Origin of the sequence: uncultured Fibrobacter sp. (assembly GCF_947166265.1) — a bacterium.
Classification (GTDB): Bacteria; Fibrobacterota; Fibrobacteria; order Fibrobacterales; family Fibrobacteraceae; genus Fibrobacter.
The window spans coordinates 1-25758 of record NZ_CAMVDO010000004.1 but is presented as its reverse complement, the minus strand read 5'-3'; the positions used below and the strand labels follow the sequence as shown (position 1 = coordinate 25758).

Sequence of the window (25758 nt, the reverse complement as noted above, 5' to 3'; positions counted from 1 at the left end):
AAAGGTCCTCCGCGAAGCGGAGGACCTTTCTGTAGACGCTCTATTATAATTAGGAGTCTCTTTTACTCGTTGTAGTAGACGGTGCTACCCGACGGGAAGGTAACGCTCTTGCTGTAGCTCGAAACGTTGCTCACCTGCGAGGGCTGACCCGTGGTGGTCACCATGTATCTACCGGAAATGGTGGGCTTGAAGGCTACATTGGAGGTGCCGTAGTAGCTGCTAGTGCTGAAGGAGACACTGTAGTTGGAACCCTTTTCCGAAGAGCCGCTGCTGAAGCCAAGGACGGTCTTGCTCGTAAGGTTTGCATTTCCGTCGGAATCGAAGGAGCCGCCCATGCCGCCGCTGATCTGGCATTCAACGATGACAACGCCACCAGAAATCGTGAGTTCGCCGTTGCTGTCGATACCGTCGGTGTCACCGGAGCCGGTCTTTGCGTGGTGAACGCCGCCTGTAATCGTGAGGAAGCCGCTGCTGCTACCCATGCCGCCACCACCGGGGCCCATGCCACCGCCACCCGGGAATCCCCAGTTGGACTGGCCGCCCTGACTGGTGTTGCCCGAGCCGTCGTTGCCGCCCGCCGCATTCCAGGCGTCATTGGTTCCGTAGACATCGGTGATGCCGCCGTTTGCCTTGATGTACCAGGCTTCGAGGCCTTCGTAGGAATTGGTGACGTAGATGGTTCCGTCGTTGATTGTCAGCGTGGAATCGGCGTGTACGCCGTCGTTCTTGGGGGCGGCGATGGTCGTGTAGCCGCCGTTGAAATAGACGTTCATGTTGGAGTGAACGCCGTCATCGCCCGAAGAAATGTCGATCTTGCCGGCGTTGATGTAGACCCTGTTTTCCGAGACGATTCCCTTGCCGGTGGAGGTCACGTTGATGGTCGGGGCAGAAACCGAGTCGCGGATAAAGACATAGTTGTATGCCTGAATTCCGTCGTCGCCCGCCTTGGTGATGGTGATTTTGCCACCCTTGATATCGACGATACCCTTGCCTTCGGTGATGGTGGTATCGGTGCCGCTTACGTTACATTCATCGCTCTTGATGCCGTCGCCGTTTGTTGCCGAAATAGTGATGTCGCCACCTTCGATATCCACAAGGCCCTTGCCCTTTAGGCCGTTGTTCTTGGCGGTCACGTTGATGGTCGGGTTGCCGCGGACGCGCAGGTCGTTGCTGGAATGAATGCCGTTGTTGTAGTTGCCGGTCACCTTGAGAGTTCCTTCACCCTTGATGGTGAGGTCATCCTTGGCGTAGATGGCCGCTCCCGTGGTATCCTTGGTGCCGTCGGCCTTGATGTAGTCGGTTGTTCTTGTGGATGCGTCAGAGAACGTGTTGGTGGTGCCGCTTTCGAGGTTTACGACCACCTTGTCGGCATTGTGGACATAGAGGGGGGCGTCGCTTGAATGGGAAAGCGTTAAGTTGTTCAAATAGAGCTCCACCTTGTCGGTGCTAGCCGCGTTCACCTGGATTTGTCCGTCTCCGTTACCGCTGAAGTTGTAGTCGCCTGCACAGGTGATGGTGACGGTGCCTCCGTCGATATTGACGCAGCCGTTATCGTTTTCGATGGTCGCTGCGGCACCTGCGTACTTGATGGTGGGCGAGTTGCCGTTGGATGTAGAGGCGTTGCTTGTTGCCGTAGACGCAGAGGAATTATTCTCTGCCGGAGTGGTAGAGGCGCTGCTTTGGGGTGTTTGAATGTCGCCACTGTTTTCGACCGGTGTAACGGAAGAACTGCTTACGGTCGGCTGACTGTCGTTACTGCTTTCGACGGACGGTTTGGCAGAGCTGCTGGAAACGGCGCTTTCTACCTTGACCTGGTTGCAGGCTCCGTCGTAGTAGTAGATGTAACCCTGGGCGCTCTGGTAGTAAGAAACTCCGTTGATGGTATAGAGCGCTTTGCTGTCGGCACAGCTTGCGGGTGTTTCTGTAGAGCCTGTTGCAGAGGCGCTCGATTCGATATTTTCTGTAGAGGTGCTGTCGGAGGAAGCTGCACCGGATTCGCTTGCAGACGAATTGGAGTCCGGAGTTCCAGCTTCTTGAGAGGATTCCGGATAGCCGAAACTTCCGTCCGGATTGATCCAGAAGGAGAGATTTCCTGCCGAATCCATGCAAAGGATTTCGCCCGTGGCGCCCTGCATGGCGGAGTAGCCGTCGTTTAGACAGACGTTGTTGTTTTCGGTAGCACCTTCGATGTCACCTTCGATACTCGATTTGAGGTCGTCGACAGCGGAGGTAGAAGAAGAGTCGCTTGAACATCCCGCAAGGAGGGCCAGTAGCCCAAGCGAGATATGCGAAGAAATACCCAAACATTTCATATTATCCTCTTTTTGAAGGGGTGTTTTGATTGTCCCTCACAAAAGATATTATGGAAAATTGCCCTATATATGTTAAAAAAAACGGTTGTTTGAAAAAGTTGAACGCAAAAACGGAACGATTTGTCTCGTTCGGAACAAATGGCTCCAAAATAGCGGAAAATCCTTTAATTTGTGTCCATAAAAAACTATCTTTGCAAAAATGTTCTCCAAACGCCATTAAGATTCTTGAAAAATCGAGACGTTATGAAAAAGAAAATATCCAAGTCGCTCGCTCTTGTTGCGGTGTCGTTGCTATCAGTGTCTGCCTTTGCAGCCTCTCCGGTGAATGGCCCTGAAAATGTCCGCAATTTGCGCCTCCTCGAAAACTCCCCGATGCTTTACGAACTGCACCGAGTCACGACTGGTGATGGGCCTCAGTTCTTTGCTTATCCGCGCCGCGATACGACTTTCCGCAAGAACTTTGTCGAAACCGAAAAGAATGCCTTGCTCTATTACGACGCAAATCATGGCCCTGCGATTTCGGGATACGGAGATTTTGACTGTAAGAAAGAAGATTCCGTATGCGTGAAGCGGAATGCCGAAATTCCTCGAATAGCGATTGCCGTGTCTATGGTGGGTGGCTTGGACTACCGCGGTGGAGAGGCTCTCGGTGATACGATCTGGCCGGGAATCGATGGTGGCATTTACCTGCGCGGCTATGCGGATTCGGTTGACTTTGTTCTCGACGCCCGCATTTATGACGAGGGGCATTCCGCAGACAAGCCCAGGTCCTTTGATGGCGAGTTCCTGGAAAATCAGAAGTCGGAAAACAATTCGGGAATCGAATATACGAGCTATGCACGTTATCGCGCCCATATTGCCTTGAACTACGACTGGGCGCGCATCGACTTTGGCCGCGACGTGATGCACTGGGGCCCGGGCTACTACAACAACTTGAGCTTGAACCAGTTCGCGCTTCCGTACAACATGCTTTCGCTCGACATGCAGTTCGGACCGCTTCGCGTCTATTCCTTTTATGGGGACTTGCGCATTTATCCTGGCATGGGGATGAACAACAAGGATGAAACCCGCAACATTTTCGGTCATCGCTATGAATTGGCTGCGGGGAATGCGACGATTGGTATCAGCGAACTCCAGATTCAGTACGATAACCTGAAACCTTGGCTGTTCGTGCCGGTGGTTCCCCTATTCATGGAAAAGGGAAACTATTCCGAAGACAGCAACAACGGGTCTCTCGCCTTTGACTTGAACTACCGTTTGTTCCGGTCTCTCCGTATTTATACGGAATATTATCTAGACGATATGGAAAGTCCGGTGAGCCTTGCAAAAAACGACAATATCGAGGCGAAATGGGCTTGGATGGCTGGTATGCAGGGCGCACACGACTTCAATATCAAATCGCATTTGCTGGAGTCGGGCTTTATTGCCGAATACGCCCGTATTGAACCTTATGTGTATTCTCACTTTCATGCGAATACGGCCCAGATGGCTCACCTAGGTCGTCCGCTCGGAAACCAGAATGGTCCGAACAGTCAGGTGGTCGATTTTACGGTGTATGGACGCTATGACCATCATATCGCGGCCTCTCTCCGCAACACCTGGTTCTGGAAGGGAACCGATTACGGCAGTGCGGTAAACGACACGACTCCAAGACGCAATCACATGAAAATCCATAAGCGTTTCCTGAAGGGGGCGAAGATGGAGTACTCCCTTACGCCGTCTATCAGCTACGAAGGGCAGTACGTCTTTTTCCTCGGCGAAATCACCCTGTTCAACGACGAAAAAGTGTACCTGAGAACAGGATTCAAGTGGTAATTTATGAAACTTCCTGAATTACTAGCTCCTGCCGGTGACCTGAACCGAATGAAATACGCCTTTGCTTACGGTGCCGATGCCGTGTATGCGGGGCAGCCCGCCTTTTCGCTCCGGGCTCGTGAAAATGGTTTCAAGAACCTGGACGACCTTGCTGAAGGGATCAAGTACGCCCATGCCCTGGGTAAAAAGTTTTACCTCACGAGTAACGTGATTCCGCGAAATGTCAAGGTGGAATCCTTCCAGAAAGCGCTTCTTTCGGCGATAGACCTTGGGCCCGATGCCTTGATTGTGGCAGACCCCGGCTTTGTGGGGTGGCTTCGTCAGGTGCGTCCCGAGGTTGAAATTCATTTGTCGGTCCAGGCGAATACGACGAATTACCTAACGGCCAAGTTCTGGCATGACCTTGGGGTGCGTCGCGTCATATTGAGTCGCGAACTTCGCTTGTCCGAGATCACGGAAATCAAGGCGCACAATCCGAATCTGGAGCTGGAAGTTTTTGTGCACGGAGCGGTTTGCATGTCGATGTCCGGTCGCTGCATGCTTAGCAACTGGGTGACTCGCCGCGATGCAAACCAGGGCGCCTGCGACAACAGCTGCCGCATGCCGTACCGTCTGTACGCCAATCCGGAGCCGCAGTGCGAAAATTACCATGAACACGAAGGTGAATTTAGCTTGCAACGCACGGACCGCCCCGAATTAGATCCGATTGCCCTCGACGAGGATACTTGGGGAACGTATTTCATGAGCAGTCGCGACATTTGCGCGATCGACGTGATTCCCGACCTGATGGCGGCGGGGCTTGATTCGTTCAAGATCGAGGGGCGAACCAAGTCGGTTTACTACTTGAGCCAGGTGGTGCGTTCCTACCGTATGGCGATTGATTCCTGTGCCGCGCAGATGGAACAGGGGGTGGAAACCGTAAAGATCCCCGATGAAGTCCACCGTGCGATTTCGTTTGTGGACGGTCGCGGCTTTATGCCCGGTTTTTTGCGTGGACCCTTGCCGCAGAACTACGAGTCTACCCACGAAGATGCTCCGGGCGGATGTGTTGCCGCCCAGGTGGTGGCTTATGATTCAGAGGCTCATGCCTGTCGCGTGAATGTCAAAAATCCGTTTTCGCTGGACGATCCCCTCGATTTGATGACTCCGTCGGGGCAGTTCCCGTGTGAAATCCTTTCGATGAAAAATTTCAAGGGAACCGATGTGGATTGCCTGCATCCGGGAACCGAAGGTTGGGTTTTCCTTCCAGAAAATGTAAATGTGCCCACAGAAAATGCTAATTTTTTCTTTTTTGTGAAGCGTAAAGCCTAGTAAAATACATTTTTTTTGTAAATTTGAAATATGGCTGTTGACGAAGCGACCAAAAAACAGGATGAACTGGAACTTTATCAGATCGACGATAAGGCCATCATCCCTTTTTTTGAAAGCCACGTCGAAGAACTGCGCAAGTTTATTCACGACAGGGAATGGCAGCATCTTTCGTTGCTGGAATACCTAAAGCAGTTTATCCGCACCTACAAGCTTCCGTTCAATATGCAGCGCTATATGTCGGTCCAGACGACTTACATTAAGCAGATGCTGCAGGAACGCGTTCAGGATCGCCAGATTGCCGTAAGTCATTGGATTCAGGAACATGCAGGACGTCATCGTAACCGCATGATTCAGCTGCAATGCCTTTATCTGGACCGCATCAAGGACCGTCTTCTTCCCGAAATCCAGAAAATCCTGGAAAAACGGATTGAAAACCTCCAGTCCAAGATGGACGAAAATCACTAGCTTGCTAAGTTATTGATAATCAAGAATTTCTATCAAAAATTGCCGTTTTTTGTCAAAAAAAGCGGTTATTTTTTTGTAACTTCTTTGAAAGTGGTGCCTTTTTGAGCAAAAATTCCTTTAGTTTTTTGTCAAGATGTAGTAAAAAAAATATCTGTTGATAAGTTGTGCTAAACATAGGGTGAGAAATTTGATTGGGGAGTGACTAAATACGTGATTTATTTGCAAAGAGAGGTGAAAAATGGGGAATATAAATAAAAATGCCCCAAATTGCTCAAAAAAGCCACCCTGTGATTTTTTTTTAAGAAACTGCATTTTTGGTGAAAACCTTTATTTAATTTTCAGCTTGATTTTTAGATGATTGGTAAAACGTGACAAACTCTGTTTCTTTGATTGAATTGAATGCTGATTCCGCAGAAAGCGTCTGGCAGCGCGTTCAAGACCGCCTGCGGGAAGAATGTAATGATTATTTTGGCCTTACCATCTTGGATGCGGTGGTCTACGAAGGCTTTTTTGATGGCCATGTCCAGCTGACGGTCCCCGATGAATTGCGTGAAAATTGGATCAAGTCGCACTATGGGGATATTCTGAACAAGGCCTTTGCCGAGGTTCTGGGCTCTGATTATATAGATTATTCTATCCGTATTGCGGAAAACGAGAAGCCTGTGCTGCAGAAAAGGGTGGCGCCGGTGGCCCCCTTGATTCCGCGCGTGGCTGTGTCGCGCCCTAAAAAGGTTATTCCCCGTAGAAAGCTATCCCTTTATGCCGGCTATACCTTCGAAAACTTTGTCGAGGGCGAATGTAACTTTACGGCATGTGAAGCCTGCAAGTCCGTTGCCGAAAATCCGGGGGATCCCGCTCTGAATCCGCTGTTTGTCTACGGAAAGTCGGGGCTCGGGAAAACGCACTTGCTGCAGGCCGTGGCGGCCCAGATGCAAAAGGCGAAGGCGGGTACGCGAATCGTTTATTGCCATGCCTACGATTTTCTGCGCGATGCGACAGCCATGAGCAAGGCCCTGAAGTTTAAGATCGGAAATGTCCGCGAACTTGCGGTCGCTTTCCAGGAAAAGTACGAAAACTGCGACATTCTGTTGCTGGATGACGTTCAGCTGCTGGAACGTGGTGTCGAAACTCAGATGCGCCTCGCTATATTGATCAAGCATCTGCGTGCGGCCGGTAAGCAGGTGGTGCTTTCTTGCGATAGGCACCCGTCTCAGTTCAACCGCCTTGCCGATGGCGAAAAGCCGGCCGGACATTCTGCGATTCCTAGTCTTTCGGCAAAGCTGTTGGCTCCGCTGGAATCCTGTGTGGCGGTGGGTATCGATGAACCGGACCTTTCGACCCGCATGAAGCTTATCCAGAAAAAATCGATGAACATTCCGTTTGTCGACAAGGATCGCGAAGAAATCTGTAGGTTCCTCTCGATTCCGCGTCGCGAAAATGTGCGAGTGATCGAGGGTATGCTGAACGGGCTTTCGGCCATGAACCAGTTCTGCCAGGAAAATCTGGACCTTGGGGCTGTCAAGCGCTTGGTGGCTCCTCCGGGATCGACGGGCATGCAGGAACTGACCACCAAGGGAATCTCCGAAGTGGTCGCCCTCGAGTTCGGTACCGATATGGTTGCCCTTGCAAGCCGTCGTCAGGATGCGGGGGTCTCGTTGCCGCGCAAGGTGGCGATGTACCTCTGCCGCGAACTGACTCCGGAATCGCACGAAAAAATCGGCAAGCTTTTCAATCGAGACTATTCTTCTGTTATCGCCGCCGTCCTGTCGTTGCAAAAGCAGATGGAAAAAGATGAATCCCTCGCTCGCAGGGTTCAGGATATCCGTTATTTGCTGGAAGCCTAGCGATGATTGCTTTGGTGACGGGGGGCGCGGGCGTCGTAGGGAAGGCGCTTTGTCGGGAACTCATGCAACGCGGTGTGTGTGTGCGCGTGTTGACGCTCCCGGGCGATACCCAGGCTGGGTTACTACCCGAGGGGGTGGAGGTCTTTTACGGGGACGTGACGGATGCTGAGTCCATCCGGGCGGCCTTTGATGGGGTTCAGGTTGTCTATCATTTGGCGGCAATTCTTCTTTCTTGCAAGAAAGGGGAATTTAACCGCATCAATGCCGGTGGCACGCGTAACGTCGTGCGTGCGGCCCGCGAAGCGGGCGTAGAGCGGCTTGTTTATGTGTCTAGTATTTCGGTGACTTATCCGGTGCTTACCGAATACGGCAAGAGTAAACTTGCGGGGGAGCGTTTCGTCAAGGAAAGCGGACTTCCCTGGACAATCGTGCGTCCGACGCTTGTGATTGGCGACGGAGGCGGAATCGAGTTCAATATGTTTGCCGATTATGTCCGTCGCTTTCCGGTCTACCTGTTGCCCGGTGGCGGAAAATGCATCAAGCGTCCCGTGAAAAGTACGGACCTGGTGCAGGGAATCGTAGCGGCGGGGCTTGCGGAAAATGCTGTCGGAAAGACTTATGCGCTTGCCGGTGCCGATATGATGAGCATGGCGCAAATGGCTAAGCATATTTTGGATGTTGCCGGGATGAATCATAGGATGATTCCGTTGCCATGGCATATCGCAAGGCTGCTTGCCGTGCTTAAGAATTGGATTGGCGGAAGGCGAGTCACTGCGGAACAGGCCTTGGCGGGGTTCCTGTACGATGCCGCTCCCGATATTAACGATGCCGTCCGGGATTTGAATTATAACCCCGGCTCTCCGCTTTAAAAAGTTTTATTTCACCTCGATCATCGGGCTGGTTTCGCTGAGCAAGTAGGTCCATTCCTCGCGAATCTTGTTGTATTCGGCGGGGTCGGCGTAAAGCGCGAAGGTGGTCCACTTGATGCTGTTCTTGCCGTCGTAATTCTTCTCGAAGCTCACATAATCCGGTTCACGGGGGAGCTTCTTGGGGCCGGTGATTTTGACCGTCTTGCCGCTTGCTGCTGTAACGCTTAATTTGTATGCAAACTGCGTTTCGTGGGGCATGCGAATCGGATGGTGGCGCTTGGAAACCTTCGGAAGCTTGAACAGGCTGCGTTCCCACACATTCGGGAATCGGCCCTTGAGTTCGGAGCCGCCCTGGCCGAAGTAACCCTTCGAGGCGTATGTTACAACTAGGGCGAGCGGCTTGTTGAATTCAGTAAGGTTCTCGATGCGGATGTTTCCGATGCTCACGTCGGGGATACCCGAGGCCAAGAAGTCTTCCATCAGCTTTTCCTGTTCCTTGGCGTCGCGGCCAAAGAATCGGTTACGCATCACGCTTGCGAACTTGCCCTGCAACGAAATCGAGTCGCGGAATTCGCAGGCGCCGTCGTTACCGATAAACAGGCGGTGTTCAATACCAATCTGGTGCTCCTGATTGTCTTCCAAAATCGGCGTGGTGACCACGTGGCTGCTGTCGTCGTTGATTACGAGTGCGACTTTGCCTTCCATGTCGAGCGGCACAGGGCGATCGTTGCCGGTCTTGTCGGTGGCATCGACCCAGCGTTCGGTGACTTGACCCTGCGCCGGAATGTAGAGAATCATGTGGTTAAACTGCTGAATCGTCGGGAGGCCGGCAAAGCCTTCTTCGGTCAGGTGGATGGCCGTGAGGTAGCTCTTGACGCCGATGGATTCAAGCATTTCCTTAAGCAGGAGCGCCATGTCCTTGCAGTCGCCCTGGTGTTTTTTCAGCGTGACTTCGGCTGTTTGCGGAATCAGGCTGTGTCCACCGAATCGAATGTCGCGGTAGCGAATATCGTGGCGCACAAAGTTCACGATGGCCTTGACGGCGTTGTCGTTTGCCTTGCTACCGCGGACTTCACGGGCTTTTTCTCGTACGCTCACGGCCTGCTTGAACTGGTGCTTGATTAGGTTCTGGTAATCTTCGCCCACGTTCTTCCATTCCTGCTTGCCGGTAAGCATCAGGCCTGCGCCAAAGTCGCGGTACACGGGCATGTAGAGTTCCTTGCGAATAATGACCGGGTTTTCGATTTTCCATTCGATGCCGCCCTTGATGGCCTTCTTTTCGAGCGGGCCGTATTCTTCGGTCACAAAACGGGCGGTGTCGGCGTAAATGCGGAAGCTGGACTGGCCTACGGGAACGTCCTTGCTGCTCACGAAGTCGGTGTAGGGGATCATGCCCTTGTTTTCGATGTTGGTGCGGCTGAACTGCAGGTAAATAAAGTCACCCGGTTCAAGCTCTTGCAGCGGGAAATGCGCCGTCTGCGATTCGTTCTGGCCGCCGATTTCGGTAGCGTAAGTAATGTAGGCGCCGTTCAGGTTCGCCTTCTGCTTCAGGTTCCAGTTGCTGTCGTAGACTTCGAGGGCATTCAGGTAAATGCGGTCGAATCCCGGCAAGAAGTCGAAAGTGAATTCGCGATAAATGGCGGCGCCGCGAATGTCCAAGATTTCCATGAGCATTTCGTCGGTGCGGACCCAGTTCGCGCCCTTTTCGGCTTTCAAGGTCTGCTTGTTGTAATGCACCACAGCAGGGAAATCGCCTTCGGTGCCTTGCTTTTTGGCAGTTTCGCTGAGGAGACCCTTCAGGTTCTTGGTGCGTTCTTCCACCGGCGTAATTGGCTTTTGCAGCGTGCGGTTGTCTGCCTTGCCGAGGAATGCCTTTGTTGCGCTGAGGAAACTCTTGGCGTCTTCGTTATCGGGCTTTAAGGCGAGTGCCTTGGTGAGCGACTTTTCGGCGTCGCGGTAATTGCGGCTGTAGAATAGAATCTTGCCCTGCGTGGTCCAAATCTTGTAGTCGTTCTTGTCCTTGGCGAGCGTTTCTTCGCTGATAGCGCGGGCTTCTTCGTAGCGGCCAAGGAACATGAGGGCATCCATCAAGGTGCTTCCGAGTTCCACGCTCATGCCAAAGCGGCGGCGCACCTGGTAAAGAATGTCGACGGCTTCAGCGTACTGGTCGAGACCCATGTAGGTCTTGGCGAGGTAAACTCCCAGGCGGCTGCTCGGTTGCGTGTCGTAAAGGCGTTGCACGACCACGAGCGACTGGTTGCGCTGACCGAGTCCCCAGAGGGCGTCGCTCAAGTTGATCACGTATTCCGGATTGTTCGGTGTGTAACGGAGGGCGGCTTCGGCGCATTCGCGGGCGCGGCCGTAGTCGAACAAGGCTTCGTACATTTCGCCCAAAATCGAGAGCAGTTTGCCGTTCTTTTGCACCAGTTCGCGCTGGCTTTCAAAGTGGCTGATGCCCGGGCCGTAAAGTTCCTTCATCTGGTAGACGAATCCGCAGTTGATCAGGTACAGCGGCTCTTCGGGATCCATGCGGTTCGCGCGTTCAAAGTAGCTGAGGGCCACTAGCGGCTGGTTTTCGAGCAGACGCAGAATGCCCACTTGGCTCATGATGGCGGCGTTGAACTTGGCCTGCTTCTTGGCGGATTCGGCGTCACTTGCGGTGGCGGGCTTTTCGCCCACGGTCAGGCCTTCGATACCGTGCTGCATGACCTTGGCGTATTTTTTCTTGTTCACGCCCTGGGTCCAGCTCACGATCAAGATTCCGCGGCCGTCGTCATAGAAGTAGCGGCCTGTATAATAGAAGTCGAACTTGTTGACCACGTGAGTCAGGGTAAAGTCCTGCGCGTAGCGGTCGCCGACCTTTTGGCGGTGCATTTCGAGCGTCGGATTGTTGGGGTCGACACCCAGGCGCACGAGCAGCACCTTGAACAAATCCTGCGAATTGACGGCGTCGCTTTCAACGGTTGCCCCGTAAACGAACAGCGAAACGTCTTCGGCCTTATTGCTGAGCACCAGGTCCGGGTCGTCGTTCTGGCGGGCGATTCCTGTCCAGTGATGCCAGAGGGTGTCCTTGACGGCCCAGGTGTAGCCGAGCGTGGGGGAGTCAAAGCTTTGCACGCTGTTCGGCGAAAGTTCCGGGCCTTCGCTTGCAGCAGTTTCGCGCATGCTGAAGTTCGCGAAGAATTCCTTCCATTCGTTCTTGAGTTCGCCCGGCTGGAGCGGCGTGTCGGTGGCCGAAAGCGTGAGCGTGTACACGCGGCTCCCGGCGCCTGTCACAAAGCCCACGGCTTCGTAGGGGCTGTCGTAGCGCTTGCCTGCGACGTCAAAGAAAACGCCGGTGCCGCCGAAATTTTCTTCGGGGTAGGTCTCGGCGAGAGTCGCCTTTTTGCCGCTTGATTCAAATGCCTGCATTTCCATCTGGGCGCGGTCCATGAGTCGCATGGGTTCGCCCTTGGGGAGTTCAATTTCGACCAGGACCGCGCGGCGTCCCGTGCTGGCGTTGTAAAATTCGTAGGGGACGCCGCTCTCGTGGGCGCCGCTTTCGTCGCCCACAAGCGCCCAGTCGCCTGCGCCGCCCTGCGGCAGAATGAAGCTGAATCCGTCGGAGCTGAAAGCTCTTGCGGAATTAGGTCCCTGAGCTTGCCGAAGGGCCTTGTTACTTGATCCGCTTGCATTCTGCGAGGAGCCGTCGTCAAAATAGTTGTCGGTGTAGCTGGATCCGCCGTCGCTCTCGTCTGCGGCTTGTTGCGGTTCTGTATCTGTCAACGGTTGGCCGTTTCCAGCGCAAGAAATCAAAGATGCGACAAAAAACAGCCCGAACAAGGGGGCGCAAAAACTGGGGATACGGCCAAATTTTTCGTACAAAGAATTGCTCATGGTGACAAAAATAAAAAAACGAAAAGCTCTAGCCCAGTAGTTAAATGTTCCAAATTGGAATATGGATTCCTCAATGTAAAAATATGGCAATCTTTTTGCTATAATTGAAAGTATCTAAGAAGGAATGTTTGCGATTATGATTTCGATTCGGCATTTGAAAAAAGTGTATCCCAACGTAACTCCGCTTGTAGATGTGAATGCAGAAATTCACCGAGGCGAGGTTATTTCCATTATAGGCCCTTCAGGAACTGGTAAATCGACACTTCTTCGCTGCATCAATAGGCTGGAAAACCCGACTTCGTGAGAAATCTTAATCGACGGAAAATCCATTACGGCACCGGGGGCGAATGTCCCGATGCTTCGCCGAAAAATGGGAATGGTTTTCCAGTCCTTCAACTTGTTCAATCACTTGTCCGTCATCGAAAACATCATGGTGGCGCAAGTGGATTTGCTGCACCGGACAAAAAAGGAAGCCTACGAAAAGGGAATGGCTTTGCTCCGCACGGTGGGACTTGCCGACAAGGCGAATAACTTGCCCGAGGAACTTTCCGGTGGTCAAAAACAGCGCGTGGCGATTGCGCGAACCCTTGCCATGGATCCAGAAATTGTCCTGTTCGATGAACCGACGAGCGCCCTTGACCCGACAATGGTGGGGGAGGTTCTTTCGGTGATTCGCAACTTGGCAAAGCAGGGCTTGACCATGCTCATTGTCACGCACGAAATGAAATTTGCGAAGGATATATCGACTCGCGTCTTCTATATGGACGAGGGCGTTATTTACGAAGAAGGCTCTCCAGAACAGGTTTTCGTTCATCCGCAAAAAGATAAGACTCGACAGTTTATCAAACGCCTGAAGGTGTTTGATGTTCGCCTGCAAAATGGATTGACTGATTTTACGAATGTGGTGCAAAAATTCTTTGAATTTGTAGAGAAAAATCAAATTGACAAGCGGACTGCCCGAAATGTCAATTTTGTATTTGACGAGCTCGTCGCGCAGAATTTGCTGATGAAATTGCCCCCAGAATCTAGCATCCATTTGGTGGCTGAATATTCCGATGAATCCTGCCGTGTGGAAATCAAGATTGACTTTGTAGGGGAAAATATAAATCCGCTTGAAACTTGTGATGAAATTTCTCGAAGGTTGGTGGATGTTGCCGTTGAAAACTATAGACAATGTGTCGTTGATGGCGTGAATCAAATTTATTTCCAGGTGAAGTAGGCGAGAATATGAAAACGACTTTGAAATTTTGGATAGTTCTGCTTTTCGTAATGCATTTCGCAAGCGGTGTCCTGGCTGCCACAGAAGACTCTTCTTTGAAGGATGTTCCGCTGCAATTCAGGGACAAACATCTCAAGTACAATTCCATTGCCGATATGAACAAGAATAAGAACTTGCGACTCGGTATGCAGACGGGTTTTGTGTTTGTGGATAAAGAGACTCGCCGGCTTCTCCCCAAGGCAAAAATCGACTATTACAAGTCTACGCCCGACATGGCTTACCTAGTGGCGAACGGTAAGCTGGATGGCTTTGTCAACGACGAACCGATTATTCGTTATGCTGCTCTTCAAAATCCGAATCTCGGCTATATCCACGCCGGCTTTGAACCGATGGACATCGTGGCTGTGTTCCCGAAGAATGAAAAGGGGCGCAAGCTCCGCGACGAGATGAACGTCTTTATCGAAAAGTATCGTGCAGCGGGTCTTTTGGACTCGATCGACCAACTTTGGCTGGGTAACGATGAAACCCGAAAAGTGGTGAATTTCCCGAAGGCAAAAGAGGGAATGCCCACACTCAAGATGGCGACAAATGCCACGACTGCGCCCTTTGAATACATCAAGGATGGAAAAATCGTTGGTTACGAGATGGATCTGATGGCCCGCTTTGCCACGGAAATGGGGTATGGCCTTGAAGTCCATAATGTGGAATTTGAATCGGTGATTCTCGGCATTGAAACTGGAATATACGATTTTGCGGCGGCAACGTTAAGCGCAACTCCCGCGTTTAAAGAAAAAAACTACCTCTCTAATGCCTTCTATGTTTCAGAATGCGTGATGGCGGTTCAGATTCTCGATGGTAAAAAAACGCAACAGGTCGCGAAAAGTCCAGAAGAAATTATAGAGGGATTGAATCGTGATGGCGTAAAGATTGGTCTTGGGACAGGATGTGCCTTCAATAAGGTGCTGGATACCTTCTTCCCGAAAGCAAAAAGCCTGTTTTTCAATACCTATGCCGATATGGCCAAATCGATTGAAGCCGGAAAGCTGGACGCCATGCTTGTTGATGAGCCTACTGCAAGGCTCGTGGTTGCAAGTTATAAAGGAATTGAAATTGTAAATAAGCTTTTGGAAGAGGCCGACTACGCTTTTGCGTTCCCCAAGAATGAAAAAGGCGAAAAGTTGCGCGCACAGATGACGGAATTTATCCAGAAGTCCAACAAACAGGGATTGAAGACGGATTTGGAGGCTGTCTGGTTTGGCTCCGATGAATCTGTCAAGAAAATTGATCTGTCGAAATTGAAAGCGACAAATGGAACACTTCACTTGGCCACGAATACGGAGGTTGCCCCGTTTGTTTATATCAAGGACAATGCCATTGTCGGTTACGATATTGACTGGGTAGTCCGTTTTTGCGAGGCCTATGGTTATGGACTCGAAATTGTGAATATGAATTTTGAATCCATTTTGCCTTCGCTTGTGTCGGGTGCAAGTGATTTGGCTGTGGGCGAGATCACCATTACCGAGGAAAGAAAGCAAAGCATTGATTTCTCGGTCCCTGTTTATGATGGCGGAGTCGTTGCCATTGTGAAACGGGCTGCAGAAGGGGAGACTGTTGCCTCCGACGAAGAAACCTTGTGGGTTTCGTTGAAGTCCAGCTTCGAGAGAACCTTCATTCGTGAAGATCGCTGGAAACTCGTTGTAGACGGTATTGGCGTTACGGTGTTTATCTCGATTATGTCTGCAATTTTTGGAACTGTTCTTGGATTCCTGATTTGCCTGATGAGACTTTCGAAGAATAAAATTGCCGATGCCATTGCCATCACCTACATCCGTATATTGCAGGGGACGCCATCGGTTGTTCTGTTGATGATTCTTTTCTACGTTGTTTTCGCCCGCACGGGGCTCGATGGGGTATGGGTCGCCATTATCGGATTTGGCATGAACTTCGGGGCGTATGTGTCTGAAATGATGCGCACAGGAATCGAGGCTGTGGATAGGGGACAGATGGAAGCCGCCCTTTCGCTCGGTTATACCAAAGTGAGGGCGTTTTTCAGGATTGTATTCCCGCAGGCGGCAAGGCATTTCCTGCCCGTTTACCAGGGTGAATTCATCAGCATGGTCGAGATGACCTCGGTGGTGGGCTATATCGCCATCCTTGACCTGACCAAGGCCTCCGATATTATCCGTAGCCGCACCTACGAGGCGTTTTTCCCGCTGGTGACGACCGCAATCATCTATTTCTTGATTGCCTGGCTTTTGACCCGTGTGCTTACCGCAATCCAGAAGCGAATCGACCCTAGGAACAGGAAGAAGGTCTCGTTTTAATAAGATCTCTGTTTTACCCTTCAGCAATGTTTGGGGAAATCAGCTCGTTATACAGCAAAAAGGCGGCCATTTGACCGCCAAGCATAGCATTTTTAGAGCAATTAGAGCTCGCGAATTTCTTTTTCGGAAAGATTAGTCGTTTCCTTTATAATGGAAATATCGACTCCCTTATCGCGCATTTTCTTCGCAATTTCGCGAGCTTTTTTAAGGCCACCACTGTATTCCCAGCTAGCCTTCTCAACATCTCTCATCATCGTGCTAATCATATACCTAGCACTAAAATTACACAATTTTACCTCGTTTTGCAAGACCTTGAACACGGAATCCGCAGCAAACTCGCTGAAATCGGCTTCACGGTTGAGCGTATCGATGGCACGGAGCCACTGTGCAATGCGGCTATTGTCGCCTTCGAACTTTTCCTTCTGCTTGAGGAACTTGTTCACTTCGATAAGCGTCACCGTCTGCCGTTCGAAATATACACGCTGCTCCTGATTGCGGAGCTGTACCTTATGGCGATAGTTCGGGGACTCCTTGAACGCATCGAAAAACTGGAAACTGACCACATGCAGATTTTCCAGCCGCGTAAACTTTCCAACCTTTTCCATGCTGCTCGTAAGGCGAGCCACATAAAGAACCAAACGGTCGTTGAACAGAGAATCGTTGTTTTCATGCTGAACGTCAATGGAGATGCGGTCACGCGGAATATTTTCGCCACGGTCGTTCGTCAGCAGCAAATCGGGTTCAACACTGCGGTATCCCAATTCTCCAGGAATATAGGGGTTCACGAGCTTCGGGTTCTCAATGCGGTCTGAACCGACAAGGTTCAGCGCTGCGTTCAGCAAGTCCGTCGTGAGCATCAAGTTCTTCTCGCTTGCGAGAATTTTCTTGATGCACCCATCATTGTAGAAATAGACATTCCGATGTTCGTATTCCTTGACGATTGCGTCAAGGTCAAGTCCGTTATCATCCGCATTTTTCAGTTTATGCTGAAAAACGGCAAATTCTTCTCTAGTCATTATTGCCTTTTATAGTTTCTACACGGAGGATTCCGTGTAGCGACAGAGAAAAGGGTCCCTATCTATACTATACACGTAATTTTTGAACGTTCAATGCCTTTTTTTCGGAAAATTTATTTCTTTTTACGAAATCAGTCGGAAATACGGCTGGAATTTCAAAAAATCACGCTATTTTACATCCCTTTGTTAATTTTTGATGTATATTTGAATTGTATGAATATGTTGGGTGACGTTGTTGTGTTTGGAACGGATCAGAAAGGTGATTCGCTAAAATCCGTTACCCCCCCCCCCTATGTAAAATCTGTTTTACAAGTTTGTTGCGTCAGTGGCAAAGACGATTTCCGCAATGGAAACCGTCCTTTTGACGTATGCTCTCTATTTTGAAAAAAAAATCTAAAGCAAAAGGCTGGTAAATATGACTGAACAAACAAAAGCAAAGACAACTACAGCTAAAAAGGCTACGGTTGCTAAGAAGGCTGTGGCGTCTCCAAAGGCAACAGCAACCAAGAAGACTACAGCATCTCCAAAGAAAGCAGCTGCACCAAAGACCGCGGGTCAAAAAACAGTTGTCGCTAAAGACAAGAATGATTTGATTAAATTGATAGAAACCGCCATTAAAAAGAATGGTACAAATTGTGATTTGAATTTCATTGACGTATCAAATGTTACGGATATGAGCAATTTATTTATGCAATCGCAATTCAATGGCGATATTAGTCAGTGGGATGTGTCTAAAGTTCAGGACATGACATTTATGTTCAGTCAGTCTCAGTTTAATGGCGATATTAGCCAGTGGAACGTATCTAAGGTAAAGAATATGCAAGATATGTTCAGTGAATCTCAATTTAATGGTGATATCAGCAAGTGGAATGTTTCAAATGTTACAGATATGTCTGGAATGTTCTACGGTTCTCAATTTAATGGTGATATCAGTCAATGGAATGTATCTAAAGTAAAGAAAATGCTCATGATGTTCCAAGAATCGAAATTCACTGGCGATATCAGTAAGTGGAACGTGTCTAAAGTTACAAATATGTCCTTGATGTTTGATGGTTCTCAATTTAATGGCAATATCAGCGATTGGAATGTATCAAATGTTACCAATATGTTCAGCATGTTCTCTAATTCTCGTTTTAATGGCGATATTAGCAAATGGGATATATCTAAAGTGAAAATTATAGGGATGATGTTTGATGATTCTCCATTGAAAAAGAAACCTCCTAAGTGGTACAAGGAAAGCTCTTTGGAAAAATAAAGAACTAAAAGGCTGGTAAATATGAAAGAACAAACAAAAGAAACTAAACAAGTGAAAAAGACTACTGCCACTAAAAAGACAACTACTGCCAAGAAAACTGTAGAAACTAAGAAAACTACAGCTGCCAAAAAGACCGCTGAACAAAAGACGGTTGTTGCTAAAGACAAAAATGATTTAACTAAATTGATAAAAGCCGCTATTAAAAAGAATGGCAAAAATTGCGATTTGAATTTCATTGACGTATCTAAAGTTACGGATATGAGCGATTTGTTTGCGAATAGCGAATTTAATGGTGATATCAGCAAATGGGATGTGTCAAATGTTGTAAATATGAAAGCCATGTTTGCATGGTCTGCTTTTAACGGTGATGTTTGCCAATGGAATGTTTCCAAGGTAAAGGATATGATGGGAATGTTCTTGAGTACGCCTTTCAATGGAGACATCAGCGAATGGGATGTTTCAAATGTCTCTAATATGCAACAGATGTTTGAAGAATCTTCGTTTAATGGTGATATTAGTAAATGGAATGTGTCGAATGTCTCTATAATGAGTTGCCTGTTTCAATATTCGAGTTTTAATGGCGATATCAGCAAATGGAATGTTTCAAATGTGACTGATATGTCTAGCATGTTCTGTAACTCTCAATTTGATGGCGATGTTAGTAAATGGGATGTTTCAAATGTGACTGATATGTCCAACATGTTCAGTGAAACGCAATTTAATGGCGACCTCAGTAAATGGGATGTATCAAAAGTTGCTGATATGACCGGCATGTTCGATGGCTCAGAATTTAATGGAGATGTTAGCAAATGGAATGTGTCGAATGTTACGGATATGCGCTATATGTTTGCAAATTCCAAATTTCAGGGGAACATTGATAAATGGAATGTTTCTTTAGAATGTAATGTATCGGAATTGTTTTATGGATCTGATAATGAAGAATATGTTCCAAAATGGAAAATCTTTGACGTCTCTGCAAAAAATGTCGTTGCTCAAAGCAGAAATCATTTGGACGCTTTGATTCGTGCGGCTATTACGAAAAATGGTGATAAGTGTGACTTGAATTTTATCGATGTGTCTAAAATTACCGATATGGAAAGCTTGTTCTGTTATAAGGATTTTAATGGCGATATCAGTAAATGGGATGTGTCAAACGTTACAGATATGAGTCATATGTTTCGAGAATCGCAATTCAATGGTGATATCAGTAAATGGAATGTGTCGAATGTTACAAACATGGAGCATATGTTTAAAAATTCCATTTTTAATGGTGATATCAGCGGATGGGATGTGTCAAACGTTGAGACAATGAGTGAAATGTTCGCATCTTCTAAATTTCAAGGAAATCTTGATAAATGGAACGTGTCGAAAAATGTTGATATGTCCGATATGTTTGCGGATTCTCCCCTGAAAAAGAAGACTCCCAAGTGGTACAAGGAATAATTTTTAACTATTTTTCTTGACTGAATAATTAAAACGAAGGTATTATGCTCGACAACAAGTATCACGAGAAAAAGTTCACCAAGTCGGCGTTCAACCAGGCGGTAGAATGTGCGATGTATGCGTATTACTACCGCAATTCCAAAGACTACGCCTACCACTTTGATGGAGTCGATGGCATTGCCGAAGTGGGCGACCAGTTTGGTGCACTTGCCCGCGTTTACGAGGGCGTTCCCGACGAGAACATCATCCGCAGGGATCCGACGCTTTCGCCGGTTCCTGCCCAGATGAAAACCCTTGTAGACACGATGCGCTTTCTCCGTATGGAAAATGCCGATGTGGCTGAAGCCGCCTTTGGCACGAACAACTTCTTGGTCTATGTCGATATCTTGCACAAGCGGGGTGATACCCTTGAAATTATTGAAGTCAAGTCGAAGGGGATTGGTGCCGATGAACCGCTGTATTCTTTTGACGGTCGCGGCGGCAAGTTCAAATCGGATTACCTAGATAAGATTTTGGATGTTACATTCCAGAAATACGTGGTGCAGCAGTTTACCAAGTTCTTTGAAAGTTATTCGCACCTCAAGGTTCGTGCCAAGCTGATGCTTGTAAACACCGATGCCATAAGCGATGTTGATTCTTTGAGCTCGCTGTTACAGATTAAGTTCAAGGATGGTCATCGCGAAGTAGAATGTGCTTCGGACATTCGTGAAAAATTGCAGGGCAAAAATAGCATCGCCCGCGTTATCGATGTGGATGAACTCTGCGACAAGATTATCAATGATGAAATTCCTGAAATTGCTAATGAAAAATTTAATGGTTGTTTTGTGGATTTTGTCGAAAAAGTTGCGGACATGTATGTCAACAACCGCAAGGACTATAGCCTCTGTAAAGTTGATGTGAAAAAATTTAATTGTCCGTTCTACGCCACAGACGAGGAACGCAAAGCTGGCAAGAAAGATGGTCGTGCAGAGTTCTTCAAGGATATGCTTGGAGTTGATATTGCTGGGAAACCTTGCATTGTAGATGTCAAGGGTGGTTCAAAGGGACTGCCGCCAAGTCTCAAGGGCAATGGCTGGCTTGAACAGAAAAAGCTTCTCCTGACCGATATCAACGAATACGAATATGTTCCTGCTGAAGAAGCGACTCCTGAAGCGTTCCAAAAACGCACGAAACTTTCGGATAATGACCTGCGTTTCTTGCATGTTCACAGCGTAAAGACCGGTGAAGTGGCACCGACATTCTTGAAGGCTGCCGCGAAAGCTGAAATGGCGAAGTGGACCTATCCGCTGCATTTTATCGATTTTGAAACTTATCAAGGTGCTGTCCCGCTGTTCAAGGGCTCGCGCCCGAACGAAGAAGTTGCCTACCAGTTCTCTCACCATGTCTGTTATGAGGATGGACATTATGAACACAAAGAAGGGCGTGGGGGAGAGTTCATTTCGCTAGAGGCTGGCAAGAATCCGAATTTCAAATTTGTCCGTGAACTGAAAAAACAATTGGACAATGATGACGGAACGATCTTCCGTTATGCAGAACATGAAAATATTATTCTCAACGCTATTAGAGTTCAGTTGATTGAATCAGACGAATCCGACAAGGACGAGTTGGTTCGCTTTATTGAAAAAATTACGCATCCGACGGGAAGTTGTAAGTATCCGTTTACTGCAGGACCCCGTGATATGTTGGATTTGAAGGCTGTCGCTCAAAAATACTTCTACCATCCGATGATGGGGAGTTCTAATTCCATCAAGCAGGTGTTTCCTGCCATTTTGGCTAGCGATGAGGCTTATTTCCGCGATCATTACGGCGACAATATGGATCCCTACCATAATTTGCCGATGTTAAAAGAGTTTGCCGCGAATGTTGATGCAAACAAGTTCCCTGCCGATTTCGACGATTCCGACATCTGGAACGATGAAAAGCAAATCAACTGCGGTGGCATCAGCAAGCTCGATTACGTGATGCTGCAAGCCGGTCGCTTCAACAAGCTGCATACCGAAGCAATCCGCCAGGCATCCCTCAAATACTGCGAAGTCGACACCCTCGCAATGGTCCGCATCTGGGAATACTTCAGGAAAAACTGTCAGGAGTAAGAGACTGTGGAATATAATGAGGAAAATAAAAAAATAGTTGAAGGCAAAGGCGATAAGATAAAGCAGTTGCTTGAAGCAAAAGGTTTTCAAATAGTAAACGATTGGTTTGAAAAAAAAGATGATGAAATAACAAGCAAAAAAGATAAAAAACTCAGTGGTGAAAAAATATTTTTTTGTAGAAAGAATTCTAATGCGTGGCCTCAAAAAGGTGATGCTAAAGGTAGAACTGGGTATTGCTTGACTTTAAGAAGTACTGATTATTTTTGGTTTGAATTAAGATGTGGAAATAGTCAACGAGGCTATGAGGAAGTGCCTGTTGAATTATTTCCTGATGTGATGACGCAACTTAATAATGTATGTAAAGCGAAAGGCTGGAAAATTGATGAAGCTTTAACAAATTCCTCTAAAAAAGGAAAAGGGCAGTCGCATGAGGGAATGCATGTGATTATTTCTTCAAAGGACTTGTTAAGTGAGTCGTTTGATGATTTTGTTGAAGAATTGGATCAATGGGACAAAAGTAATATAGCGTTGTTTAATAAATACAAGGAATTGGTAAAGACCAAAACTGCTGAGGAAATTATCATGGAAGAAAAATTAAGTGAAATCAAAGACTTCCTTCTCAATAATCATAACATTATTCTTCATGGTGCTCCGGGAACAGGTAAAACGTATCTTGCAAAGGATATTGCTACGAAGATGCTGAGTTGTTCCAAAGATGAAATTGGTTTTGTTCAGTTCCATCAATCCTATGATTACACTGATTTCGTAGAAGGCTTACGTCCTGTGAATCAAGGTCAAGAAAAAATAGGCTTTGAATTGAAGGAAGGTGTTTTTAAGGCTTTTTGTAGAAAAGCCTTGAAAAATTTATTAGATAGCCGAAAGTCAGGGGCTGATTTAGGAAAAGAAATTTTTTGGAGAGAAAAATGCAAAGAGTTTTTCTCTAGAATTGAAGACGGTGAGACTGAAATTGAAGATGAATCTGTTGAAGCAAAATTGCCAAATTCTTTTGAAACAAAACAAACGAAAAATAAGTTTTCTATTGAGTTTGCAAATGATGATTCTATCATTGTAAATATTCCGAATAATCCCAAAAAGAATGTTGTTGAATTTGAACTAGATGAATTGGTTGGTGTTTTAGTACAAGGAAAGCCCCAAAAGGTAAAGGACGTTCGCGATGCGTTGGGTAGAAATCGTCATAGACAAAAGGATTCGTATATTTTTGTAATTGCGCAAAAAATTTATGATGAAGCTGGTAAAATTGAATTTGACGATACTAAGAAAACGGAACGAAAAAACTTCGTCTTTATAATTGATGAGATTAATCGTGGTGAAATGTCCAAAATTTTGGGAGAACTTTTCTATTCTATTGATCCTGGTTATCGTGTAAAACAAGATGATCTTGGAGATGAAAATAAAACTACAACAATTCGTACGCAGTATGCCAATCTCCAAAAAAAGCCGAATAAGTTTGATGAGGCTTTAGGTATAAAGGATGACGGTGAAAATGAAAACTACGGTCATTTCTTCGTTCCTGAAAATGTCTATATCATTGGCACGATGAACGATATCGACCGCAGTGTTGATAGTATTGATTTTGCTATGCGTCGTAGATTTGCCTTTAAGGAAATTACGGCTAAACAAAGCCAGGAATCGATGTTTGGAAATGTTGAAAAATGGAAGAAAAGTACGGAAAAAGATATCACTCCTGAACTTCTAGAAAGATTGAAAAATCGAATGGATGATCTCAATAAGAAAATTCTCGATCCTAAATATCATCTCGGTCAGGCATATCAAATCGGTGGTGCTTATTTCTTGAAGTTTGCCAAATATTACGATTCGTCCAAGAAAAATGAATCAGATGCTTTTAAAGCTCTTTGGGAAAATCACATTGAGGGCGTCGTTCGCGAATACTTACGAGGATTGGATAAAGATGACAAGTTCCTTATAGAGTTGAAAAATGCTTACTATGGTGATAAGGAACCGAAGAAACCTGGAGTAAATGGTGAAAATCCTACTGAAGGAACTGATAAAGAACTAGGCGAAAGCGGTAATGATTAATCTTTTCCGTTGCAAAGAATATGCCCATTTATCTAAAAGATAATCAGTATACGTTTGCTCCGTGGAATGAGACGTGGGGACCCTGGCATGGAAAATTTCGGAGCAATTTAGAAGCGATTAACGGAAAGTCGCTGAAAGAATTGTGCTCTGACAAATGGAAAGAGAAAAATGGTGAATTTCTCGTATTCTCATTCAATAATGCAGAAGCCGATCTTGGTAGAGATGATAATTTTGTCTATAAGCTAGATTGGGTCAAAGAACAAGAAACTGTTCTTGAAAAACCGAGTTTTCAGACCGGCAATGTTATGGGCTTTATCGGTCTTGGTGATGATTTGCAAATGCAAATCACATCTCGGTTTGACCAGTCTAATCAGAACTATTTTTTGCATTATATGTTGCAGAAAGTCTGTAATGTCGCCTTTGCTCCACAGACGGGTTCTGCAGAAGACAAACTTCTTGATTTCTTATATTACCTTTTTCCCAGTTATCTGAAAGCGGCGTGCGCACAAGGAATTTTCCGTGCGTATGTGACTCGTGAATATAACGATGCCAATGTCCGCGGACCTATTGATGTCGCGCGGCACATTCGCTATAATATGCCATTCAATGGAAAGGTTGCTTACCACACCCGTGAATATACAACCGACAATAAGATAACCCAACTGGTTCGCCATACTATAGAATATATCCGTAGCCTTAGTTTTGGTGGCTCCATTCTTGATTCGGACACTGATACCCGCGATGACGTGAATTCCATTGTAGCGGCCACGCCGACATACTCGAAAAATTCAAGGATGCAGGTGATTGCCCAAAATCTGCACCCTGTGACGCATCCATATTATACCGCATACGAAAATCTACGCAAACTTTGCTTGGCTATTTTGCGTCATGAAAAATTGAGCTATGGCAAAAGTGATAAGCCTATTAGGGGAATCTTGTTTGACGGAGCCTCGCTATGGGAAGAGTATTTGGCGAAGGTGTTTGAAGATAGTCATGTTGACTTGATTCATTCCAACAACAGAACGGGAGAAAATGGAATACAGCTTTTGGTTGGTGGTCGAAAAAATCACTATCCCGACTTTTATAGAAAAAGAGATGGGGCGAATAACAAAAAGTCTGTTGTTTTAGACGCCAAATACAAGAAATTGTGCGTGAATAAGAACGACAATGATATTGATAAAAACGATTCCGAATTTGAAGAAGATAATTATATACCAAAAAATGGAAATGGCGAGTACCGCGTTTTTATCAAAGGTCGCGATGTGATGCAAATGCTTGCCTATATGTATACTCTAGAGGCAACGAAAACCATTTTGATTTCTCCATACTCATTTAGCGAATCTCGTAAAATACAGGAAAATGACATCCGTATCAGGGATTGGGAAACCGTAGGCTATAAGGGAGAGATATCTGTGTTTGCAGTCCCTATTCCAGCTTGTGCAACCCAATGGGACGACTTCGTTGCTAAAATGCAGAATGTCGAAAAAGAATTAGTGGAAAAAATTAAAGCGCAAATAGAAACGTAGCTTCCAAAACTCCTGTAAAATACTTTTGCTGTATCAAAATTGCCCCCCAAAAAAAATGACTCTGCGGGGGCTGTTTTTGTATACCCATAATTGATCATTAAAAAGGTGCCAAAATTCCCATTTTTTCTGAATGTTGCGTGTTAATAGATTGGGGTAATTCTATTTCACCCTGAAAACCAAACGTATATTGACAAACTGTACATACATATTGTATATTTATTATGAACATAACAAAGCATGCTTTAGAACGAATGGCTGAACGCGGTTTTACTCCGGATGATTATTCCGGCGTACTTTGAGCCACGAGTCCGGCGCTAGAGAGCCACCCCACA

General features: G+C 47.2%; 14 protein-coding genes and 1 pseudogene. 12 read left to right on the top strand and 3 right to left on the bottom strand.

The window, feature by feature from the left end; translation table 11 throughout:
• Positions 1–62: 62 nt before the first annotated feature.
• Positions 63–2312: a carbohydrate-binding domain-containing protein gene (locus Q0W37_RS03375; protein WP_297698770.1), complete on the bottom strand. Its 2250-nt coding sequence runs from the start codon at positions 2310–2312 to the stop codon at positions 63–65.
• A 243-nt stretch (positions 2313–2555) separates the two neighbouring features.
• Here Q0W37_RS03375 and Q0W37_RS03370 point away from each other — a divergent pair, with 243 nt between their 5' ends.
• The 5 genes from Q0W37_RS03370 to Q0W37_RS03350 all read left to right on the top strand — a co-directional run bounded on the left by Q0W37_RS03370 (position 2556) and on the right by Q0W37_RS03350 (position 8616).
• Positions 2556–4127: a hypothetical protein gene (locus Q0W37_RS03370; protein ID WP_297698768.1), complete on the top strand. Its 1572-nt coding sequence runs from the start codon at positions 2556–2558 to the stop codon at positions 4125–4127.
• A 3-nt stretch (positions 4128–4130) separates the two neighbouring features.
• A complete protein-coding gene (locus Q0W37_RS03365; protein WP_297698766.1) occupies positions 4131–5438 on the top strand; it encodes a U32 family peptidase C-terminal domain-containing protein in 1308 nt (435 codons plus the stop codon).
• Between the two features lie 30 nt (positions 5439–5468).
• Positions 5469–5903 carry a hypothetical protein gene (locus Q0W37_RS03360; RefSeq protein ID WP_297698764.1) on the top strand — a complete coding sequence of 145 codons (435 nt, stop codon included), beginning with the start codon at positions 5469–5471 and terminating at the stop codon, positions 5901–5903.
• 368 nt (positions 5904–6271) lie between these two features.
• On the top strand, positions 6272–7747 hold the full coding sequence (locus tag Q0W37_RS03355) for a DnaA/Hda family protein (protein ID WP_297698762.1): 1476 nt from the start codon (positions 6272–6274) through the stop codon (positions 7745–7747).
• Positions 7748–7749: 2 nt separating this feature from the next.
• Complete coding sequence (locus tag Q0W37_RS03350; RefSeq protein WP_297698760.1) at positions 7750–8616, top strand: NAD-dependent epimerase/dehydratase family protein; 867 nt, start codon at positions 7750–7752, stop codon at positions 8614–8616.
• Positions 8617–8622: 6 nt separating this feature from the next.
• On the opposite strand, the gene Q0W37_RS03345 is transcribed toward Q0W37_RS03350, so the two are convergent.
• Complete coding sequence (locus tag Q0W37_RS03345) at positions 8623–12381, bottom strand: DUF3857 domain-containing protein (RefSeq protein WP_297698758.1); 3759 nt, start codon at positions 12379–12381, stop codon at positions 8623–8625.
• Positions 12382–12616: 235 nt separating this feature from the next.
• Here Q0W37_RS03345 and Q0W37_RS03340 point away from each other — a divergent pair.
• Positions 12617–13711 (top strand): annotated as a pseudogene (locus tag Q0W37_RS03340) (amino acid ABC transporter ATP-binding protein).
• 8 nt (positions 13712–13719) lie between these two features.
• A complete protein-coding gene (locus Q0W37_RS03335) occupies positions 13720–16035 on the top strand; it encodes an ABC transporter permease subunit (RefSeq protein ID WP_297698757.1) in 2316 nt (771 codons plus the stop codon).
• Between the two features lie 101 nt (positions 16036–16136).
• Here the strand turns inward: Q0W37_RS03335 and Q0W37_RS03330 are convergent, their stop codons facing one another.
• Positions 16137–17051, bottom strand: coding sequence for a PD-(D/E)XK nuclease family transposase (locus Q0W37_RS03330; protein WP_297698755.1), 915 nt, complete (start codon positions 17049–17051; stop codon positions 16137–16139).
• 415 nt (positions 17052–17466) lie between these two features.
• Here Q0W37_RS03330 and Q0W37_RS03325 point away from each other — a divergent pair, with 415 nt between their 5' ends.
• The 5 genes from Q0W37_RS03325 to Q0W37_RS03305 are packed head-to-tail and all read left to right on the top strand — an operon-like array spanning position 17467 to position 25426.
• A complete protein-coding gene (locus Q0W37_RS03325; RefSeq protein ID WP_297698753.1) occupies positions 17467–18306 on the top strand; it encodes a BspA family leucine-rich repeat surface protein in 840 nt (279 codons plus the stop codon).
• A gap of 21 nt (positions 18307–18327) precedes the next feature.
• Positions 18328–19749 (top strand): BspA family leucine-rich repeat surface protein, encoded by a 1422-nt coding sequence (locus Q0W37_RS03320; protein ID WP_297698751.1) that lies wholly within the window; start codon positions 18328–18330, stop codon positions 19747–19749.
• Between the two features lie 44 nt (positions 19750–19793).
• Positions 19794–21842 (top strand): DUF2779 domain-containing protein, encoded by a 2049-nt coding sequence (locus tag Q0W37_RS03315; RefSeq protein WP_297698749.1) that lies wholly within the window; start codon positions 19794–19796, stop codon positions 21840–21842.
• Positions 21843–21848: 6 nt separating this feature from the next.
• On the top strand, positions 21849–23900 hold the full coding sequence (locus Q0W37_RS03310; RefSeq protein ID WP_297698747.1) for an AAA family ATPase: 2052 nt from the start codon (positions 21849–21851) through the stop codon (positions 23898–23900).
• Positions 23901–23920: 20 nt separating this feature from the next.
• Positions 23921–25426 (top strand): hypothetical protein, encoded by a 1506-nt coding sequence (locus Q0W37_RS03305; RefSeq protein ID WP_297698745.1) that lies wholly within the window; start codon positions 23921–23923, stop codon positions 25424–25426.
• Positions 25427–25758: the final 332 nt, after the last annotated feature.